The 17421-nt window shown below is 66.2% G+C and carries 20 protein-coding genes; 6 read left to right on the top strand and 14 right to left on the bottom strand.

Features of this window, described 5'->3' with window-relative positions; all coding sequences use genetic code 11:
• Nucleotides 1-24: 24 nt before the first annotated feature.
• Nucleotides 25-402 (top strand): response regulator, encoded by a 378-nt coding sequence (locus AC1DDA_RS22705; RefSeq protein WP_476780460.1) that lies wholly within the window; start codon nt 25-27, stop codon nt 400-402.
• A 3-nt stretch (nt 403-405) separates the two neighbouring features.
• On the opposite strand, the gene AC1DDA_RS22700 is transcribed toward AC1DDA_RS22705, so the two are convergent.
• Both AC1DDA_RS22700 and AC1DDA_RS22695 read right to left on the bottom strand, forming a co-directional pair.
• Entirely contained in the window at nt 406-915 is a 510-nt protein-coding gene (locus AC1DDA_RS22700; protein ID WP_476797486.1) for a TspO/MBR family protein, read from the bottom strand.
• A 140-nt stretch (nt 916-1055) separates the two neighbouring features.
• Nucleotides 1056-1565 (bottom strand): Lrp/AsnC family transcriptional regulator, encoded by a 510-nt coding sequence (locus AC1DDA_RS22695; protein WP_476797485.1) that lies wholly within the window; start codon nt 1563-1565, stop codon nt 1056-1058.
• A gap of 135 nt (nt 1566-1700) precedes the next feature.
• Between AC1DDA_RS22695 and AC1DDA_RS22690 the strand changes: the two genes are divergently transcribed.
• Nucleotides 1701-2855 carry a trans-sulfuration enzyme family protein gene (locus AC1DDA_RS22690; RefSeq protein WP_476797484.1) on the top strand — a complete coding sequence of 385 codons (1155 nt, stop codon included), beginning with the start codon at nt 1701-1703 and terminating at the stop codon, nt 2853-2855.
• A gap of 100 nt (nt 2856-2955) precedes the next feature.
• Here the strand turns inward: AC1DDA_RS22690 and AC1DDA_RS22685 are convergent, their stop codons facing one another.
• Nucleotides 2956-3543 (bottom strand): glycoside hydrolase family 19 protein, encoded by a 588-nt coding sequence (locus AC1DDA_RS22685; RefSeq protein WP_476797483.1) that lies wholly within the window; start codon nt 3541-3543, stop codon nt 2956-2958.
• A 99-nt stretch (nt 3544-3642) separates the two neighbouring features.
• Complete coding sequence (locus AC1DDA_RS22680) at nt 3643-4164, bottom strand: cysteine dioxygenase (RefSeq protein ID WP_476797482.1); 522 nt, start codon at nt 4162-4164, stop codon at nt 3643-3645.
• Between the two features lie 177 nt (nt 4165-4341).
• Between AC1DDA_RS22680 and AC1DDA_RS22675 the strand changes: the two genes are divergently transcribed.
• Nucleotides 4342-4815, top strand: a complete 474-nt coding sequence (locus tag AC1DDA_RS22675; RefSeq protein ID WP_476780466.1) for an Lrp/AsnC family transcriptional regulator — start codon at nt 4342-4344, stop codon at nt 4813-4815.
• Nucleotides 4816-5906: 1091 nt separating this feature from the next.
• Here AC1DDA_RS22675 and AC1DDA_RS22670 read toward each other — a convergent pair.
• Nucleotides 5907-6341 carry a hypothetical protein gene (locus tag AC1DDA_RS22670; RefSeq protein ID WP_476797481.1) on the bottom strand — a complete coding sequence of 145 codons (435 nt, stop codon included), beginning with the start codon at nt 6339-6341 and terminating at the stop codon, nt 5907-5909.
• Here AC1DDA_RS22670 and AC1DDA_RS22665 point away from each other — a divergent pair.
• Nucleotides 6340-8055 (top strand): autotransporter family protein, encoded by a 1716-nt coding sequence (locus tag AC1DDA_RS22665; protein WP_476797480.1) that lies wholly within the window; start codon nt 6340-6342, stop codon nt 8053-8055. The two genes, AC1DDA_RS22670 and AC1DDA_RS22665, sit on opposite strands and share 2 nt — an antisense overlap.
• A gap of 296 nt (nt 8056-8351) precedes the next feature.
• Here the strand turns inward: AC1DDA_RS22665 and AC1DDA_RS22660 are convergent, their stop codons facing one another.
• From AC1DDA_RS22660 to AC1DDA_RS22645, 4 genes are all read right to left on the bottom strand, one after another.
• Nucleotides 8352-9038: an OmpW/AlkL family protein gene (locus AC1DDA_RS22660; protein ID WP_476797479.1), complete on the bottom strand. Its 687-nt coding sequence runs from the start codon at nt 9036-9038 to the stop codon at nt 8352-8354.
• A 154-nt stretch (nt 9039-9192) separates the two neighbouring features.
• Nucleotides 9193-10818 (bottom strand): peptide chain release factor 3, encoded by a 1626-nt coding sequence (locus AC1DDA_RS22655; RefSeq protein ID WP_476797478.1) that lies wholly within the window; start codon nt 10816-10818, stop codon nt 9193-9195.
• Between the two features lie 217 nt (nt 10819-11035).
• Entirely contained in the window at nt 11036-11812 is a 777-nt protein-coding gene (locus AC1DDA_RS22650) for an ABC transporter permease (RefSeq protein ID WP_441513984.1), read from the bottom strand.
• A complete protein-coding gene (locus tag AC1DDA_RS22645) occupies nt 11809-12750 on the bottom strand; it encodes an ABC transporter ATP-binding protein (protein ID WP_441514016.1) in 942 nt (313 codons plus the stop codon). Before AC1DDA_RS22645 ends, AC1DDA_RS22650 begins: the two co-directional genes overlap by 4 nt.
• 58 nt (nt 12751-12808) lie before the next feature.
• Between AC1DDA_RS22645 and AC1DDA_RS22640 the strand changes: the two genes are divergently transcribed.
• Nucleotides 12809-12991 (top strand): hypothetical protein, encoded by a 183-nt coding sequence (locus AC1DDA_RS22640; protein WP_476797477.1) that lies wholly within the window; start codon nt 12809-12811, stop codon nt 12989-12991.
• A 42-nt stretch (nt 12992-13033) separates the two neighbouring features.
• Here the strand turns inward: AC1DDA_RS22640 and AC1DDA_RS22635 are convergent, their stop codons facing one another.
• Together AC1DDA_RS22635 and AC1DDA_RS22630 are read right to left on the bottom strand one after the other, a co-directional pair.
• On the bottom strand, nt 13034-13684 hold the full coding sequence (locus AC1DDA_RS22635; RefSeq protein WP_476797476.1) for a hypothetical protein: 651 nt from the start codon (nt 13682-13684) through the stop codon (nt 13034-13036).
• 226 nt (nt 13685-13910) lie between these two features.
• Nucleotides 13911-14135 (bottom strand): DUF1127 domain-containing protein, encoded by a 225-nt coding sequence (locus AC1DDA_RS22630; protein ID WP_441513986.1) that lies wholly within the window; start codon nt 14133-14135, stop codon nt 13911-13913.
• A gap of 103 nt (nt 14136-14238) precedes the next feature.
• On the opposite strand from AC1DDA_RS22630, the gene gcvA reads away from it, so the two are divergent.
• A complete protein-coding gene (gcvA, locus tag AC1DDA_RS22625; protein WP_476797475.1) occupies nt 14239-15171 on the top strand; it encodes a transcriptional regulator GcvA in 933 nt (310 codons plus the stop codon).
• Nucleotides 15172-15286: 115 nt separating this feature from the next.
• On the opposite strand, the gene AC1DDA_RS22620 is transcribed toward gcvA, so the two are convergent.
• The 3 genes from AC1DDA_RS22620 to AC1DDA_RS22610 all read right to left on the bottom strand — a co-directional run bounded on the left by AC1DDA_RS22620 (nt 15287) and on the right by AC1DDA_RS22610 (nt 17384).
• A complete protein-coding gene (locus tag AC1DDA_RS22620) occupies nt 15287-15580 on the bottom strand; it encodes a hypothetical protein (protein WP_476797474.1) in 294 nt (97 codons plus the stop codon).
• A gap of 147 nt (nt 15581-15727) precedes the next feature.
• Entirely contained in the window at nt 15728-16351 is a 624-nt protein-coding gene (locus tag AC1DDA_RS22615; protein WP_476797473.1) for a TlpA family protein disulfide reductase, read from the bottom strand.
• Between the two features lie 136 nt (nt 16352-16487).
• Nucleotides 16488-17384: a tellurite resistance TerB family protein gene (locus AC1DDA_RS22610; RefSeq protein ID WP_476780474.1), complete on the bottom strand. Its 897-nt coding sequence runs from the start codon at nt 17382-17384 to the stop codon at nt 16488-16490.
• Nucleotides 17385-17421: the final 37 nt, after the last annotated feature.

The raw sequence follows: 17421 nt of genomic DNA, 5'->3' as shown, positions 1-17421 counted from the left end.
CGAAAAATGCTCTAGGGAACTGCGATGTCACGTATTCTGGTCGTCGACGATGAGGAGCCGCTGCGCGTGCTGGTGGCGCGCGGCCTCAGCCTGGACGGCCATAGCTGCCTCACTGCTGCCGATGGCGCCGAGGCGCTCGACATCCTCCTTGCGGAGGAAGGGCGCTTCGACCTGCTGCTGACGGATATCCGCATGCCGCTGATGGACGGGATCGCGCTGGCGCTCGCCGCCAAGCAGCGCTTCCCGGAGCTGACGATCATGCTGATGACCGGCTATGCCGAGCAGCGCGAACGGGCGAAGAGCCTGGAGACGATCGTCGCGGAGGTGATGTCGAAGCCCTTCACCATCGCAGAGCTGCGTGCGACCGTGATGAAGGTGATCGAGCGCTCGATCGGCGGATAATCCTCAGCGGTTGAGCCACCAGATCGAGGCATTGAGCAGGGTCGCGAAGCCGACCCATGCGAAATAGGGCCAGAGCAGATTGGCGGCGAGCCGGTCTAGCGGCCTGAAGGCGGCGATGGTCGCAAGGATCAGGACGAGCAGCGGCAGGATGACGATCAGCCCGGCAAGAGGGCTGTTGGCACCGAAGAAGGCGAAGGACCAGCCGATATTGATAAGCAGCTGCAGGTGATAGACCAGCAGCGCGCGTCGCCGCCCGGGCGCTCCGACAGGAATGCGCAGGATGCGGAAGGCGGCCAGCCCCATCAGCGCATAGAGCGCGGTCCAGACCGGTGCGAAGATCCAGTTCGGCGGATTGAAGGGCGGCTTTGCGAGGCCGGCATACCAGCCGGCAATCTGCGGAACCGTGGCCGCGCTGCCGAGCAGCGACGCCGCAACCACCGGCAGGATCGCGATGATCAGCGCCGCCCAGAGCGGGGAGCGGCGTTGTGAGGGGGACCCGGTAAGCGTGTTCATGCCTCGAAGATGAGGCCGGCGGGATCGGTCGGCAAGGCCGCCGTGCGGCCGCGGGCATGCATCCTGCCCCGCATGGCATGTCTTCCGGTCATGGAACTTTTCCGGAGGAGCCGAGGCTGGCCCGCTTGCAAAATCGGGCGCTAGACCGGTCGCTCAGGGCGGGCCGGCGAGGTGGCGCGCTTCGGCCGGCCGGTTTGCGCCGGCCCGACCACTTCGCGCATGGCGACATAGGTATAGAATGACGAGACGTTCGGGTCGTCGTGGAAAACCTCGCGCGCGAAAGCGGCATAGGCTTCCATGCTCTCGACCTGAAGGTGGAGGACGAAATCGGCGCCTCCCGTCACATAGGAGGCGTGCCGAACTTCCGGGCGCGCGCGCAGCTTGCGTGCGAAGGCATCGGCGAGTTGAGAGCCCCTGTCGATCGACACCAGCACGTGAATCGTGACGGGAACGCCGAGCACGGCCGGGTTCACGATGGAGATGTCGGCCGCGATGACCTTCTCCGCCCGGAGCCGGCGCAGGCGGCGTAGCACCGCGCTCTGAGACAGCCCGACTCGCTCTGCCAGGACGCGGGCCGGCGTCTGGTTGTCGCGCTGCATCTCTTCGAGCAGTGCATGATCGAAATGATCGAGATCGGCGATTTTCAGCATCATGAATTTCCTGGCGACGAAAATAGTCGCTCTGCGGTGAAAAACACCAACTGAAATTTTTGCCGATCGCTAGAGTGCTTCCGACCGATCATGCGAGATCGTGTCGATACAGGCAGCATGACGGTTGGAGAGAACATGAGCAGGAAGAGCTGGAGCCCGCGGAGCCTCGCAGCGCAAGCGATGGGCAAGGTCGACCCGCTGACCAGGGCGGTGGTGCCGCCGATCCACGTCTCGACGACCTTCATCCGCGACGAGGACAACGGGTATTCCTCCGGCTTCATCTATGGCCGGCCCGACAACGAAACCGTGCATGAGGCGCAGGCCGTGCTCGCCATGCTGGAAGAGGCGAAGGCCGGCGCGCTGCTGTTCGGTTCGGGCATGGCGGCGGCGACCTCCGTCTTCCAGGCGCTCTCGCCCGGCGACCATGTCGTCGCCTCCAAGGTGATGTACTGGGCGCTGCGGGCCTGGCTGCTCAACGAAGCCACGCGCTGGGGTCTGAAGGTCGACTTCGTCGAGACCGACGATCTCGCTGCCCTCAAGGCCGCTGTGAAGCCCGGTGCGACCAAGCTCGTCTGGGTCGAGACGCCCTCGAACCCGCTCTGGACCATCACCGACATCGCGGGGGCGGCCGAAATCGCGCACAAGGCCGGCGCCCGGCTCGCGGTCGATTCGACCTGCGCCTCGCCCGTGCATACGCGGCCGCTGACGCTGGGCGCCGACATCGTGATGCATGCGGCGACCAAGGTTCTCAATGGCCATTCCGACGTCGTCGCCGGCGCGCTCTGTGCCAATGCCGACGATGAGTTCTGGAACCGGATCAAGACGGTGCGCAAGGGGCAGGGCGGCATCCTCGGCCCGTTCGAGGCCTATCTGCTGATGCGCGGGATGCGCACGCTCCATCTGCGGCAGGAGCGCCAGTCCGCCTCGGCGATGGAGCTGGCGCAGCGCCTCTCCGCGCATCCGCTGGTCGCGCGCGTGCTCTATCCGGGTCTGCCGCAGCACCCCGGGCACGACATCGCCGCGCGGCAGATGGAGAACGGCTTCGGTTACATGCTGTCGGTCCAGGTTACCGGCGGCGAGGCCGCGGCAGTCAAGGCTGCGGCCCATGTCGGGCTCTACAAGCGTGCGACTTCGCTCGGCGGCGTCGAGAGCTTGATCGAACACCGCGCCTCGATCGAGGGGGCCGGCTCGCCCTGTCCGACCGACCTGCTGCGCCTCTCGACCGGTATCGAGGACGTCGAGGACCTCTATGCCGATCTCGATCAGGCGTTGAAGGCGGGACACGGCTGAGGTTGTTTGCCGTCAGGCTTTGCTTGATCCGACCATCTCATGACCAGAAGGGTGCTGGTTTCCGAGATGCGCGGGTCAAGCCCGGGCAAGACGGCTGGCGTCACACCCAAATCTCCTTCGCCTTCGCGAGATAGCGCGCCCGCTCGGCCAGGCCGTTGCGCCCGCCATTGATGAGCTTCGTTACGCGCTCGATGTCGTCGGCATCGGCGGCCGCGCCGATGCCGCGCTCGCGCCAGTAGGCGAAGGCGATGGAGAGAGCGATCGCGGGTTCCTTCGCGCGCTCGGGCTCGTCTTCGAGATCGACGCCGAGAATCTGGCCGAGGCGGCGATAATTCGCCCGGCCGGTGAGCTGGAAAATGCCGCGGCCATGGTAGCGAATGCCATCGCCCGGCAAGGTGTTGCCAAGATCGCGCCGGCTTTCGTAGCGGGCGAAATAGGCGGGGCCGCCATATTCCTCGAGCGTGCGGAAACCGTCGGTCTCATGCGCGGCCTGTGCGAGAAAATGGCAGATGCGCAGCGCAGTCGTCACGCCATAGCCGGGCGCCAGCCCGTCGAAGCCGCCGGCAATGCCGACGAGGATCGCGGCGTTACCATTGGGCGCGAGCCGACGAAGCTTTGGTTCGGTGACGGCCGAGGGCGCTGGCGCCACGATCGCGGGAGACGCACCCGTCCAGCCAAAAATCGACATCTGCGCGGCTCCCCAGAGGATCGAGCCGGCCAGTATGCCGCCGCCGTCAGAACCGGGGACATGGTTGCTGCTTTGTCCCCGCAGCGTGGCGCGCGAATGTCAGCCGCTGACAGCAGTGTATTCGGTCTCGATCGACGAGGCGTGGACCTCGTGGTCGAAGCCGTAGATGTGGATCGAGATCGCTTCGCCCGGTCCGAAATTGCGCATCCGGTGGATATTCGGGCCCGAGGGCAGCATGCAGGCGACATAGCCCGGCTTTCGCTCCTGCTCCTCGGTGGGCACGGCGCGGGCGGCGTCGATGGCGCGATACCACGTCTCGGTCACGGTGCCGGAGACGACGCCGAAGCAGCATGAGCAATGATGATCATGGATCGAGGTGGCCGAGCCTTCGCCCCAGACGATGGCCCAGACGCTGACATCCTCATTGCCGGCCAGCAGATTGCGGCTGTAGGCGCCCGTCTTGCGCTCCAGCGGCAGGCGCTGAACCAAATTGGGCATATCGACGAGCTCTCGCAGGACTTCGCGCGCCGCGGTGAGGTAGTCGCGCGACAGGGTGCCGGCATCGGTCCGCAGGCTCTGCAGCACGGCCCCGCGCCGCTCCTCGCTCAGAAATCCCTGCATGCCGTTCCCCTTTCGATTGCCGGAGAATCATACGGGAGGCGTGCTGGCATCAGTTTGCGGAGTTGGAGAATTTTCTTCCCTTATTGGAAGCGTGTACCCGATGTGAGATCATATGTGGAAAATATTCCCCATTTCGGTCTTCTGGAAAGAAGCTGATTTCGAACCAGCTGAGGTATCATGGCCAAGCTCGATGCTTTCGATCTGCGCATCCTGGCGCGGCTCCAGGAGGATGCGAGCCTGCCGCTCGCAGAGCTTGCGGAGGCGGTCGGGCTGTCGTCGTCGCCTTGCTGGCGGCGGGTCCAGAAGCTGGAGGAAGGCGGCTACATCAAGCGCCGCGTCGCTTTGCTCGACCGGGACAAGCTCAAGGCGGGTGTCACCGTCTTCATCGCGATCAAGACGGCCCGTCATTCGATGGAGTGGCTCGAACGCTTCCATCAGGCCGTGCACGACCTGCCGGAAATCGTCGATTTCTACCGGATGAGCGGCGAGATCGACTATCTGCTCAAGGCCTATGTCTCCGACATCGCCGCCTATGACGCGCTCTACAAGAAGCTGATCTCGCGCATCGATCTCAGTGACGTGACCTCGATGTTCGCGATGGAGGAACTCAAATCCACCTCGGCGATCCCGCTGGGCTTTGCCGAGGTTTGAGCCTTCCCGGCTTCTCTTGCCCGCAGGCTGCCCGCTGGCGTGGCCCGGACGTTATCGCTGGGTGGCCGGTCGGCGAAAAGCGCAGCCATCGCGGCGTCAGCCGTGGCCGGTCCTGCGAGCTGTTGCCTTCGCGTAACGGCAGAAATTTTTCCCGGGGCCGACGGTGATGGAGCTTGAGCGGCCCCGACGCATTTCCGAAGGATGCCGCAATTGGGCTAGGTCGTTATCTGATTCGCCGGACGGCGTGTGCCGGACGGGAGTTCCCGGCCGCTGCTGCCCTGTGTCGCCAGCCGTTGATGTCCGGTCGCTGCGGCGATGCCGGGCTTTGCGGGTTTGGCGGACGATATGGGCTTTCTCCGCAAATAGTGTCGACGAATTCGCTCGCCGCGTCGGTGGGCGGCCTCGGTCGCCGCATGACGAAAGATAAGCTGATGACTGCCGCCTCGAAGAACCGGGCTCATGGAAGCTTTGCCCGGCCAGCCGCGTCTTGCCGGGCGCGCCGTTCCCGCACCCTGCGCAGCCTGCTGCTCTGCGGCGTCGCGTTGGCCTGGAGACCAGCACCGCTATGGCCGATGGCGGTACAGGCACGGCCGGAGTGGCCATATGGGGAGGCGCGGGTGGCGCTGACTCCGTAACCGCGGCGGGGGCAAACGGCCGCAACGCACCGGCCGGCGGCGGCGGCGGTGGCGGTGGCGCAGGGATCAGCGGCGGTTCGGGTGGTTGGGGCGTCACCCAGTCGGTCGTTCCCGTCGGTTCCGGCGGGGCTGGCGGGGCGCTTCCGGGTCAAAACGGTGCCGATGGCGGTAGCCTGTCGACGGGTAGCGGCGGTGGCGGCGGCGGCGGTGGTGGCGCCGCTCACGCTTACGTTGCCGGCCTGCCGCCGCTATCCGCCGTCTCCGGCGGCAATGGCGGAGCCGGCGGCTATGGGTATGTAACGGAGGCGATGGCGGCGGCGGCGGCGCGGGTGGCCTTGGCGCACTCGTCGGCGGAAACGGCACCCTCACCAGCAACGTCCGTGGCGGACAGGGCGGAGCCGGCGGTGACACCGCAACCGGATACGGCGGCAATGGCGGTACCGGTGGCATCGGCGTCTACGCCACGTCGCCGATCCAAATCCGGAACGAGGCGATCATCCGCGGCGGCGACGGCGGCAGGGGCGGGAACGGCACACCGACCGGCGGCCTCGGCGCGGCAGGCGGCGCAGGCTTCGTTGGCAGCGGCTCGGTCATCAACATCGGGACGATCGCCGGGGGCAACGGCGGAGCACGCGGCGGCGGATCGACACCCGGGACGGCCGGCGTCGGCGGAGTCGGCGTCAGCGGCTCGAACCTGACCGTCTTCAACAGCGGTTCGATCATCGGGGGGCTGTCCGGCGACGGCGTCACCCGCGCCAACGCCATCACCTTCACGGGCGGCGTCAACACGCTCGAGCTCTGGAGCGGCTCCGCCATCACCGGCAATGTCAAGGCGTTCAGCGCGGCGGATGCGCTCCGCCTCGGCGGCTCGGCCAATGGCAGTTTCGACATGTCGCAGGTTGGCCCGGGTGCCCAGTACAGCGGTTTCGGACGCCTTGAGAAGAACGGCGCAAGCACCTGGACGCTGACCGGAACCAACACATCTGCGACCCCGATCACAATTCTGGACGGTCGGCTCGCAGTCAACGGCTCGCTCGCCAATTCGTCGGTGACGGTGGCCGGCGGCACGCTCGGCGGCAACGGCAGCGTGGGCACGACGACGGTCAAGGCAGGCGCGACGATCGCGCCGGGCAATTCGATCGGCACGCTCACCGTCAGCGGCAATCTCACGCTGGCCCCAGGCTCGACTTTCGCCGCCGAATTGGGTGACAGTGGCAGCTCCGACCGTATCGTCGTCTCCGGCACGGCGACTGTGACGGGCAGCAATGTTTCGATCACGGCGATCGACCCGCAGGCGAGTTATCGGCAGGGGCAGCGCTACACGCTGGTGACGGCGGCCGGCGGTATCGACGGCAGCTTCGCGGGGGTGACTAGTTTCTCGCCGTTCCTCGCTATCGGCCTCGATCCGCGGACGGGCGAGGCCGCCATCACAGTCAGTGCCAAATCGTTCGGCACGGCAGCGGAGACTCGCAACCAGCTTGCGACAACGCTGGCGCTCGATAGCCTACCGCAGGTCGGCGGGACGCTCGCGCTGTATAACAGCCTCCTGATCCTCGATGCCGCCTCGGCGCGCGCCGCCTTCTACCAGCTCTCCGGCGAGATCCACGCTTCGGCGCAGACGGTGCTGGTCGAAGAGAGCGCTGCGACGCGCTTGGCAGCGATCGATCGGCTGCGCTCGGCCTTCGGCACGGTCGGCTCGGCCCCGATGGCGACGATGAGCTACGGCTTCACCGCCGACCTCGCGCCAGCCGTGAAGGGGCCCATGCCTGTGCCGCGCACTGACCGCTTCGCCGTCTGGGGCCAGGGCTACGGTTCCTGGGGGCGGATCGACGGCGACCGCAACGCGGCGAGCCTGACGCGTTCGACCGGCGGCCTGATGCTCGGCGCCGACATGGCGGTGTTCGACAGCCTCCGCATCGGCGTGCTCGCGGGCTACAGCCATAGCGAATTCGACAGCAATGGGCGCCTTTCGTCTGGCGACAGCGACAACTACCATCTCGGTCTGTACGGCGGTGGCCAGTGGGGCGCGCTCGGCCTGCGGGCGGGCGCCAGCTACACCTGGCACGACGTTTCGACGCGACGCGCGGTCGCCTTCGCGGGCTTCAACGATAGCCTGCGCGCCGATTACGATGCCGGCACAGCGCAGGTCTTCGGCGAGATCGGCTACCGCTTCGACGTCGGCCGGATTGCGCTCGAGCCTTTTGCGGGGCTGGCCTATGTGAATCTGCAGACCGACGGGTTCCGTGAGATTGGCGGAGCGGCGGCGCTCTCCGGGCGCGGCGATCGCACCAGTGTCGGCTACTCGACGCTCGGCCTGCGTGCCTCGACCAGCTTCGCCTTGCAGGGGATGGACCTGACCTTGCGCGGCGCCCTGGCCTGGCGCCATGCCTTTGGCGATGTCGATCCCGCGGCGACCCTGGCCTTCTCGGGCGGCAATGCCTTCAGCATCTCCGGCCTGCCGATTGCCAAGAACGCCGCCCTCGTGGAGGCGGGCCTCGACCTCGCTATCAGCAAGAACACCACGCTGGGCATATCCTATAACGGCCAGCTTGCCAGCGACGCTCAGGACCATGCCTTCAAGGCGAACCTCGCCGTCAGGTTCTGACGGCGTATCTGCGCGAACGATGTCGTCAACGTCGTTCGCGATGACCTCTTCTCAATCGAGGCGACCCGGGCCGGTGTCGCCGTATCCGCAGTGCGTGTTCTGGCTCGCACGAGAGCTGCGAACCCGCTCCGCCGCGTGATGCAGGGTCATGGGCAACTGCTACCTCGCATCACATCGGAAGTCCCCATCGAGGGGCTTCGAGAACCTCCGGAGGTGGTTTTCCTCCCGACTGGGCGGGCGGCTGGGGGAAGGAGCGAAGCGCTCCTTCCCCCGACCGACCGAGGCCGTACCGGGCCTCAGAAGCGGTAGGTGACGCCGGCGCCGATCAGCCAGGGATCGATCTTGACCTTGCCGGCAATGAGCCCGTTGTTCACCTTCACCTTGGGCTCCAGGAAGATCTTCTTGACGTCGAAGTTGATGCCCCAGTGCTGGTCGATCATGTAGTCGAAGCCGGCCTGGAGGGCGAAGCCGAATGAATCTTTCAGATCGAAATCAGTGAAGCCGCCCTTAGCCTTCTCGTCGAAGAAGACGGTGTAGTTCACGCCGACGCCGAGATAGGGCTTGAAGGCGCCGAGATCGGTGAAATGGTATTGCAGCATCAAAGTCGGCGGCAGCAGCCAGGCCGAACCGATGCGCGCACCGGCCAGGCTGCCAGCGCCCTTCACATTATGCGGGGTGACGCCGAGGATGAGCTCGGCAGCGATGTTCTTCGTGAAGAAATAGGTGATGTCGAGCTCGGGCACGACCGAGTTGGAGATGTCGACCTTGCCGCCGGCGATCGGGGCGCCACCGAGCCTCAGGCTTGCATCTTCCTGCGGCATGACGAACAGGGCGCGGCCGCGGATCATCCACGGGCTCCAGGCGGACAGAACTGGCACAAGAGGCGGCGCCTTGGTCGTGGGCAGATCGGCTGCATGGGCACCGGTCAGAGCGGTTGCGCCGAGCAGTACAGCGGCGAGAGAAAGTCGGATCGAGCGAGACATTTAGGCAGCAGCCCCCGGAGTCGAGAGCCCACGACGCAGGGTGCGCCGCCAGGCTCATGTCTCCATCAGCGCCGGATTCGCGCGATGCGAATTGATGCGGATCAACCCCAAGGGAGCGCGCAGAGGCCTGTCTCTTTCAGGCCACAGCGTTGAATCAGGCCTTCGTGACCTTCTGATAGTCCTTCACGTCCGAGAAGGTGATGTCCGGCGCGCGCTCGGCATCGTATTTCAGCGTGAACTGGCTGGACGCCATGAAAACCGGGTCGCCGTCGAGATCATCGGCCATTGCGGAGGGCTTCAGGCCGACGAACTTCGCCAGCGCCGCCTTGTCGTCGGAGGAAACCCAGCGGGCGATCGAGAACTGGCAGGGCTCGAAATCGACGGGAAGCGAGTACTCGGCGTCCATGCGCTCCTTGAGCACGTCGAGCTGGAGGGCTCCGACGACGCCGACGATGGCCGGCGCTCCGTCATGCGGCAGGAAGAGCTGGACGACGCCTTCCTCTGCCATCTGCTGCAAGGCCTCGCGCAGCTTCTTGGCCTTCATCGCATCCTTGAGCTTGACGCGGCGCAGGATTTCCGGGGCGAAGCTCGGCACGCCCTTGAAGACGATGTCCTCGCCCTCCGTCAGCGTATCGCCGATGCGCAGCGTGCCGTGGTTGGGCAGACCGACGATGTCGCCGGCAAAAGCCTCCTCGGCGATCGAGCGGTCGCGGGCGAAGAAGAATTGCGGCGCGTTGAGCGGCATCGGCTTGCCGGTGCGGACGAGCTTGGCCTTCATGCCGCGGGTGAGCTTGCCCGAGCAGACGCGCATGAAGGCGATGCGGTCGCGATGGTTCGGGTCCATGTTCGCCTGGATCTTGAAGACGAAGCCGGTCATCTTCGGCTCGTCCRCCTCGATCGGGCGCTTGTCGGCAAGCTGGGCGCGCGGGCTCGGGGCGTAGGCACCGAGCGCGTCGATCAGATCGCGTACGCCGTAGTCGCGCAGCGCCGCGCCGAAATAGAGCGGCGTCAGGTGACCTTCGCGGAAGGCCTGCAGATCGAAGGGCTTCAGGCCCTCGCTGGCGAGGAAGACCTCCTCGCGCCAGGGCTCGGCAGCGCCATGCGGCAGGAGCTCATCGAAGAGCGGATCGTCCCAGCCGGAGACTTGTCTGTCCTCGGCACTCTCGTCGCCCTTCTGGTTGCGGCGGAAGGTGTTGGCCTTGAGATCGTAGGTGCCGGCGAACTCGCGGCCCCGGCCTACGGGCCAGGTCATCGGCGCGACGTCGAGCGCCAGCGTGGTCTCGATCTCGTTGATCAGGTCGAAGGGATCGCGCGTCTCGCGGTCGACCTTGTTGATGAAGGTCACGATCGGGATGTCGCGCAGACGGCAGACCTCGAACAGCTTCTTGGTGCGGTCCTCGATGCCCTTGGCGGCGTCGATCACCATCACGGCGGAGTCGACGGCGGTCAGCGTCCGGTAGGTGTCCTCGGAGAAGTCCTCGTGCCCGGGCGTGTCGAGCAGGTTGAAGACGTGGCCGCCATATTCGAAGGTCATCACCGAGGTCACCACCGAGATGCCGCGCTGGCGCTCGATCTTCATCCAGTCCGAGGAGGTCTGGCGACGGCCCTGCTTGGCGCGCACTTCGCCGGCGAGCTGAATGGCGCCGCCGAAATAGAGCAGCTTCTCGGTCAGCGTGGTCTTGCCCGCGTCCGGGTGCGATATGATGGCGAAGGTGCGTCGGCGCGCATGCGGCGCGCCACTGGCCGCAGCCGGAGCCTCAAATGTCGAAAGATCGGTCATGGCGCGCATGAAGACGGAAGGGGGACGGAAGTCAATCGGTTGGCGCTGCCCAGCTCGTCATTCCGGGCCTTGGCGTCAGCGAAGAACCCGGAACGCACGACCGGGTGAGCGGCCGTGGTTTTGGATCGATATGTCCGGCAGAGGAGAACCCTGATGTCTCACCCGGTCGTGGGTTCCGGGTTCGGCTCTTCGGGCCGCCCCGGAATGACAGGCCGGTTCAATTCTTCAGCCGGTAGCCCGTCTTGAAGATCCAGCCAACCACGGCGATGCAGGCTGTGAGGAACATCAGCGTCATGCCGAGGCTCACACCGAGGCTGACATCGGCGAGTCCGAAGAAGCTCCAGCGGAAGCCGCTGATCAGATAAACGACCGGATTGAACAGCGTCACCGTCTGCCAGAAGTGCGGGAGCATGCTGATCGAGTAGAAGGAGCCGCCGAGGAAGGCCAGCGGCGTCACGATCAGCAGCGGGATGACCTGCAGCTTCTCGAAGCCATCCGCCCAGATGCCGATGATGAAGCCGAACAGGCTGAAGGTGGTCGCGGTCAGCACCAGGAAGAGCAGCATCATGAAGGGATGTTCGATCCTGAGCGGCACGAAAAAGGTGGCCGTCAGCAGGATGATCAGGCCGAGCAGGATCGATTTCGACGCGGCGGCGCCGACATAGGCGATCACCGCCTCCCACCAGGCGACCGGCGCGGAGAGCAGTTCGTAGATTGTGCCGGTGAATTTCGGGAAATAGATCGCGAAGGAGGCGTTGGCGATGCTCTGCGTCAAGAGCGAGAGCATGATCAGGCCCGGCACGATGAAGGCGCCATAGGGCACGCCGTCGATCGACTGCATGCGCGAGCCGATCGCCCCGCCGAAGACGATGAAATAGAGCGAGGTCGAGAGCACGGGCGAGACGATGCTCTGCAGCGGCGTACGCCAGGTACGGGCCATCTCGAAGCGATAGATCGCGGCGATGGCGCGCGGGTTGAAGCTCGCGGCGCTCATGCCCGCTCCCTCACCAGATTGACGAAGATTTCTTCCAGCGAGCTCTGGCTCGTGCTGAGGTCACGGAAGCGAATGCCGGCTTCCGACAGGCCCTGGAGCAGCGTGGTGATGCCGGTACGCTCGGCATGCGTGTCGTAGGTGTAGACGATCTCGTCGCCGGCGGCGGAGAGCGTGAGATCGAAATCCGCGAGCGCAACCGGAACGGCACTGATCGGCTGCTGGAGCTGCAGGGTGAGCTGCTTCTTGCCGAGCTTGCGCATCAGCTCGGCCTTCTCCTCGACCAGGATGATCTCGCCCTTGGAGATGACGCCGACGCGGTCGGCCATCTCCTCGGCTTCCTCGATGTAGTGCGTGGTCAGGATGATGGTGACGCCCTCTTCCCTGAGCCGGCGAACCATCTGCCACATATCCTGCCTGAGCTCGACATCGACGCCGGCCGTCGGCTCGTCGAGGAAGAGGATGCGCGGTTCGTGTGAGAGCGCCTTGGCGATCATCACGCGCCGCTTCATGCCGCCGGAAAGGCGGCGGATCTGCGTGTCCTTCTTGTCCCAGAGCGAGAGGTCCTTGAGGATTCGCTCGATCAGGGCCGGATCCCTGGGCTTGCCGAAGAGGCCGCGGCTGAAGTTGACCGTAGCCCAGACTGTCTCGAAGGCATCGGTCGTCAGTTCCTGCGGGACGAGGCCGATGGCGGCGCGGGCGGCGCGATAGTCGCGCTGGATGTCATGGCCATCGGCGAGGACCGTGCCGGTGCTCGGGCGCACCAACCCGCAGATGATGCTGATCAGGGTCGTCTTGCCCGCGCCATTGGGGCCGAGCAGGGCGAAGATCTCACCGCGCCGGATGGCGAGGTCGACGGTCTTCAGCGCGGTGAAACCGGTGGCATAGGTCTTTGATAGACCCGAAACCGAGATGATCGGCGGTGTCGATGGCGAATGCATGGACGGCATATAGGCGAGATTGCTCGGGGTTGCGACGGGAGCGGCATGATGGGGAAGCATGATTGTCCGTCAGCTTGTGGCGGTAACCCTGCCCAAACGCAGCGAGGCCGGGCATGCGCCCGGCCTCGCTCATGAAGGAGGCTTCGACCTATTTCATGAAAAACCACAACAGGATGATGATGGGGATCGGAACGCCCACAAGCCACAGGATGATCGAACGCATTTTGCAGCCCCTCATTGAATGGATGATGCTGCGGCAACGCCTGCGGAGGGAGGAAGGTTCCTATTCGCCCGCAAGCGGGCAGGAAGCCAGGGCCGCGGCGCTTGGGTGCCAGACCGGGCTAAAGCCTTCCCTTAGGGCCGCCAGCGTGGCGGGTGGCGTGAGGACCGTCGCAAGCCCCCGCGGGCGAGGTCGAGGCGAAAGGTAGCCCGCCGGCGACCAGAGCAAAGCGGTGTCTCCGCGTAGTGCCAGAAACGCTCCTTCGCTTTCGGACCGCAGCATCGCGCCGTCCGGCAGCTCTTCCGCCGGAAGCCGGTGCATCCGCTTGACCCAACCGATCCGGCGATCGGCATCGAGGATGCGGTCGATCTCCGGGAAGAGCGGCGTCTCTGTCAGCCCGAGCCCTTTCACCAACGCGTCGCGATAGGCGAGGGCATCGCGGCGGCGGCACTCCATGCAGGGGCGGTGGCCGGCGGCGAGGGCTGTCACCTCGTCGCAGAAGAAGAGCTCGGTGTAGCCGCGGCCCCAGACCTTCCGGCGCCGCTCCTTGAATGAGAGGACGCAGCACAGCCAATGCTGCGTCGCCTGAATGCGCGCGGGTGCCTCGCGCCGGTCGGGATCGTGGAAGCGGCCGCCGCGATTGCCGAAGAACAGCCCACGCGCCGGATCGGCGAAGAGCGTGCCGTCAGGCCTGACGCGATTGGGCAGCGGCATGGCCGATCTCCGTTGCGAGCGTGCGGGCATGCTTAAGCCTCAGCGCGTCAGATCGTGTCAGCGACGTCGATCGTAATAGCTTCCCCTAAATCCGCCGCAGGAGACAGAGCCTCCGCGAAGGGCCGAGCGGCGACCCCGCAGGAAAGAAAAGGAACCGGCGGTCTATGTCGACCTCCGGTCCCACTGCATTCCGTCCTGGTCCGCCTGCTTTCGCTCCGGCGGCCCCTCACGCGGCTCCGACTGTCCGGCTGGCATCCGCATTGACGCGCTCGACGTCGCTGCGCGACAGGCCGAGATCGGAGAGGGCCCGGTCGTCCATGGCATAGAGCGTGCGGGCGCTGCTCCTGGCATCGAGCCAGGCCTCGACCTGCAACAACAGCGCCAGGGCGCGACTGCTCGGCCTGCGGGGGGCGGAGAAGGAAAGTCCTGCTATGGCTGGGCTGGCGAACATGGCGCGCCTCACGAGTGATCTGATTGCCCGCAAATCTGCGCCTTGCCCGGGAAGCAAGCAAATGCGAAGTTCTTCGCCTTGCCCAAGCTGGACTTGGCCAGACATGAGCCGCCGACACCTTCCGCCACTGGCTTCCCTGCGCGCCTTCGAAGCTGCCGCCCGGCATCGCAACTTCGAGAAGGCAGGAGACGAGCTCGCGGTCACGGCCAGCGCCGTCGGCCAGCATGTGCGGTCGCTCGAGACCTGGCTGCGGCGCCCGCTCTTCACCCGGCTGCCGAGCAAGGGTGTCGCCTTGACCGAGGTCGGCGAACGCTATGCGGCGACGATTTCGCAGGTGCTCGACCAACTGAACGAAGCCACGGCCAGAGCCCTGAGGCCGGAAGCACCGAATGCGCTCACGGTCAGCACCCTGCCGAGTTTCGCCCTGAACTGGCTGATCCCAAGGCTCGGCTCGCTGAAGGAGCGCGAACCCAATCTGGAGGTGCGGGTCGAGATCTCGGTGGGGCTGACGGATTTCGCCCGCGAGAATGTCGATGTCGCCATCCGCCTCGGCCGCGGCGGCTATCCGGGGCTGCAGACGGATCTCCTGATGGAGGAGAATTTCTTTCCCGTCTGCAGCGCCGCGCTGCTCGGCGATCCCGAGCGGCCGCTGCGCGAGCCCGCGGATTTGCGCCATCATACCTTGCTGCACGAGATTCCGGAGGGCATCCCCGATTTCGTGACATGGCCGCTTTGGCTTGCGGCCGTCGGCGCGACGGAGGTCGATGCGACCCGGGGCCCACGCTTCTCGCACACCTTCCTGGCCTTGCAGGCCGCCGCGTCAGGGCAGGGGGTGGCGCTCGCGACCAATGTCCTGATCGGTGATTATCTCGATGCCGGCCGCCTGGTCCGGCCGTTCCCGCATCAGGTCAAGGGGCCGCACCAATACTATCTGGTCTGCCCGGAGGCCTCGGCGCAGCGGCCGGCGATCGCTGCTTTCCGCAGGTGGATCCGCGACGAAGCTGCGGCACATGTGGCGCTCGGCACCGGGCCATGAGCATGGGCGCCGTGTCGGCGTCACGGACGGCGCCTGATGCCGGTCAAGCGGAAGCAAAAAAGCCCCTCGGTGAGGGGCTTCAGTCTGGTCTCGAGAACTCAGGGGTGCCGCAGCCTCAGTAGTAGCCGCAGACCCGGCGGTAGCCGATGACGTTGCCCCAGCGGTCGAAACGCTCGACCAGGTCACAGGAGCGGACGGGAGCGGCGTAGTAGCCGTAGCCATAAGCCGGGCGAGTGGCCGAGGCGATGATGGCGCCCGCGGCGAGCGCGCCAACCACACCGGCTCCGACGCCCCAGCCACCGTAGCCATAGCCCCAGCGCGGGCGCGCCTCGGCGCCGGAGGCCATGAAAGTGGCGGCCAGCGTCGCGGCCGCGAGGGTAGCGGTCAGCGTCTTGCGGAACGTCGTCATGCTCGTCTCTCCCGACTGGTGCGAGAGCGAACTGCTCGCCCTCCATGCCGATTGGTCGCGGAACGGAGCGGGGAGGTTCAATGGAGGAGGCGATATTTTTTCGGGTTGGATCCGCGGGAATGCGGGAGACCTGTCTTCATTGGCAAGTCAGCCCGCCGCTCTCGCGTAGAAGCGCAGCAATTTCAGCCCCTCTGGGCTGTCCCAGTCCGCTTCACCGACGAGATAGCCGACGCTGCGCGCTTCATGATCAAGCACGTAGGTCATCGGCATGCCGTAGAGGGCGAATGGAGTTGGCTGGGGCGATTTAGGCCCGGAAGCCAACGTGCCGGCGGCATCGATGAAGGTCGAGAGGTCGGCAAGCCCAAGGCGCTTGAGATAGGCGGTGACGGTCGCCGCCGATTTATCCAACGATACGGGGAGGACGACGAAGGGCTCATGCGCCGCTCTTGCCTGCAGGCGCCGCAGGATTGGCAGCTCGCGCCGGCAAGGCGGGCACCAGCTTGCCCAGAAATTCAGGAGAATGGCTTTGCCGCGATAAGCCGAGAGAGGTTTGCTCTTGCCGGCGAGGTCAGTGAGCGCGAGGGCGCCGGCATCCTCCGGCGGATCGAGCTGCACGAATTGCGAGGCGGGGCCGGCAAAGAGCGGGGGCTGCGCAAGGGCGGGCAGGGAGACAATCGGCGAGAGCAGCGTCAGGGCGAGGGCTTGGCGGCGCGTCGGCGAGGGGGCGGCGTCCGGCTTCGGGGCCGGTCCGCCGTTCTTGGTATCAGACATGGCCCCGCACCTAGCAGCAGGGGACGCGGAAGTGGAGCTGCCGCGGCCTCCAGCTCGCGAGGGTGTGATGCCATCAGCCGACTTGCGCGATGGGCGCGAGAGCCGGCTGTGGTGCCTGTGGTCTGCTTTGCCCGGTTCAGACCTTGGCGGCGCTGGCGGCAGCGTCGATATTGGCGACGAGTTCCGCGTCCAGCCCCAGCGAGCCGGCGAGGCCGGCCAGAAAGTCCTTCTCGGGCGCAGTGTCCGGATTGATGGCGACACGCGCAGCCGTATAGATCTGCGCGGCCAATTCCGGGCTTTCGGCGGCTTCGACGAGCTCGTCGATCGTGGCAGGCTTGGCGAGTTCCCGCGCCAGCCAGGCATGCGTGTCCTGATCGAGGCTGGCTTCCTTGAGGCCGCCGAGAATCGCATCGCGTTCTTCGGTGTCGATATGGCCATCAGTCGCCGCTGCCGCGATCATGGCGCGGACGAGGACGAGGGCGGTCGCTTCGCTCGCCGCCTGCGGCTCGAAGCCGGTTCCGGCGGGGGCGGGCAGCAACTCCTGCTCGCGGCTGTCGAGCACGGGCTTGCCGGCCTGATAGTTCTGGTAGGCCTTGTAGGCGAGGCCGCCGATCAGAGCGAGGCCGCCGAGCTTGGCTGCCGAGCCGGCGACGGAGCGACCGGTGCTGGTGCCGAAGACGAGCGCACCGAGACCGCCGAGCACGGCCGTTGCGAGGGCAGGGTTGCTGTTGAACAGGCCCTTCGCCTGCTCGATGAGCTGGTCGGGTGTCTTGCCGCCGGTGATCCGGCCGAGCGCATCATTCGCGCCCTGCTGCACGCCGGTCTGGCGGGCGGCGTCACCGACGCCCTGGCTTGCCTGGGTCAGGATCTGCCCGGCGAGCCCGCCGAGCCCGCCCGAGCGCTGCACCTGCTCCGCGAGGCCGCCGAGCATGCCGCCGAGACCGCCCTGCTGGCCCGCCTGCTGTCCTGCCTGTGCGCCTGCCTGGCTGCCCGCGCTGATCAGGGCATCAAGCAGCGATTTGGCATTGAACATCGAAGTCCTCCTGTCGTGGCCGCAGGGGAATGCCGTG

Source organism: Allobosea sp. 10N428 (genome assembly GCF_056394545.1).
This window is presented reverse-complemented; position numbering and strand designations above follow the sequence as displayed.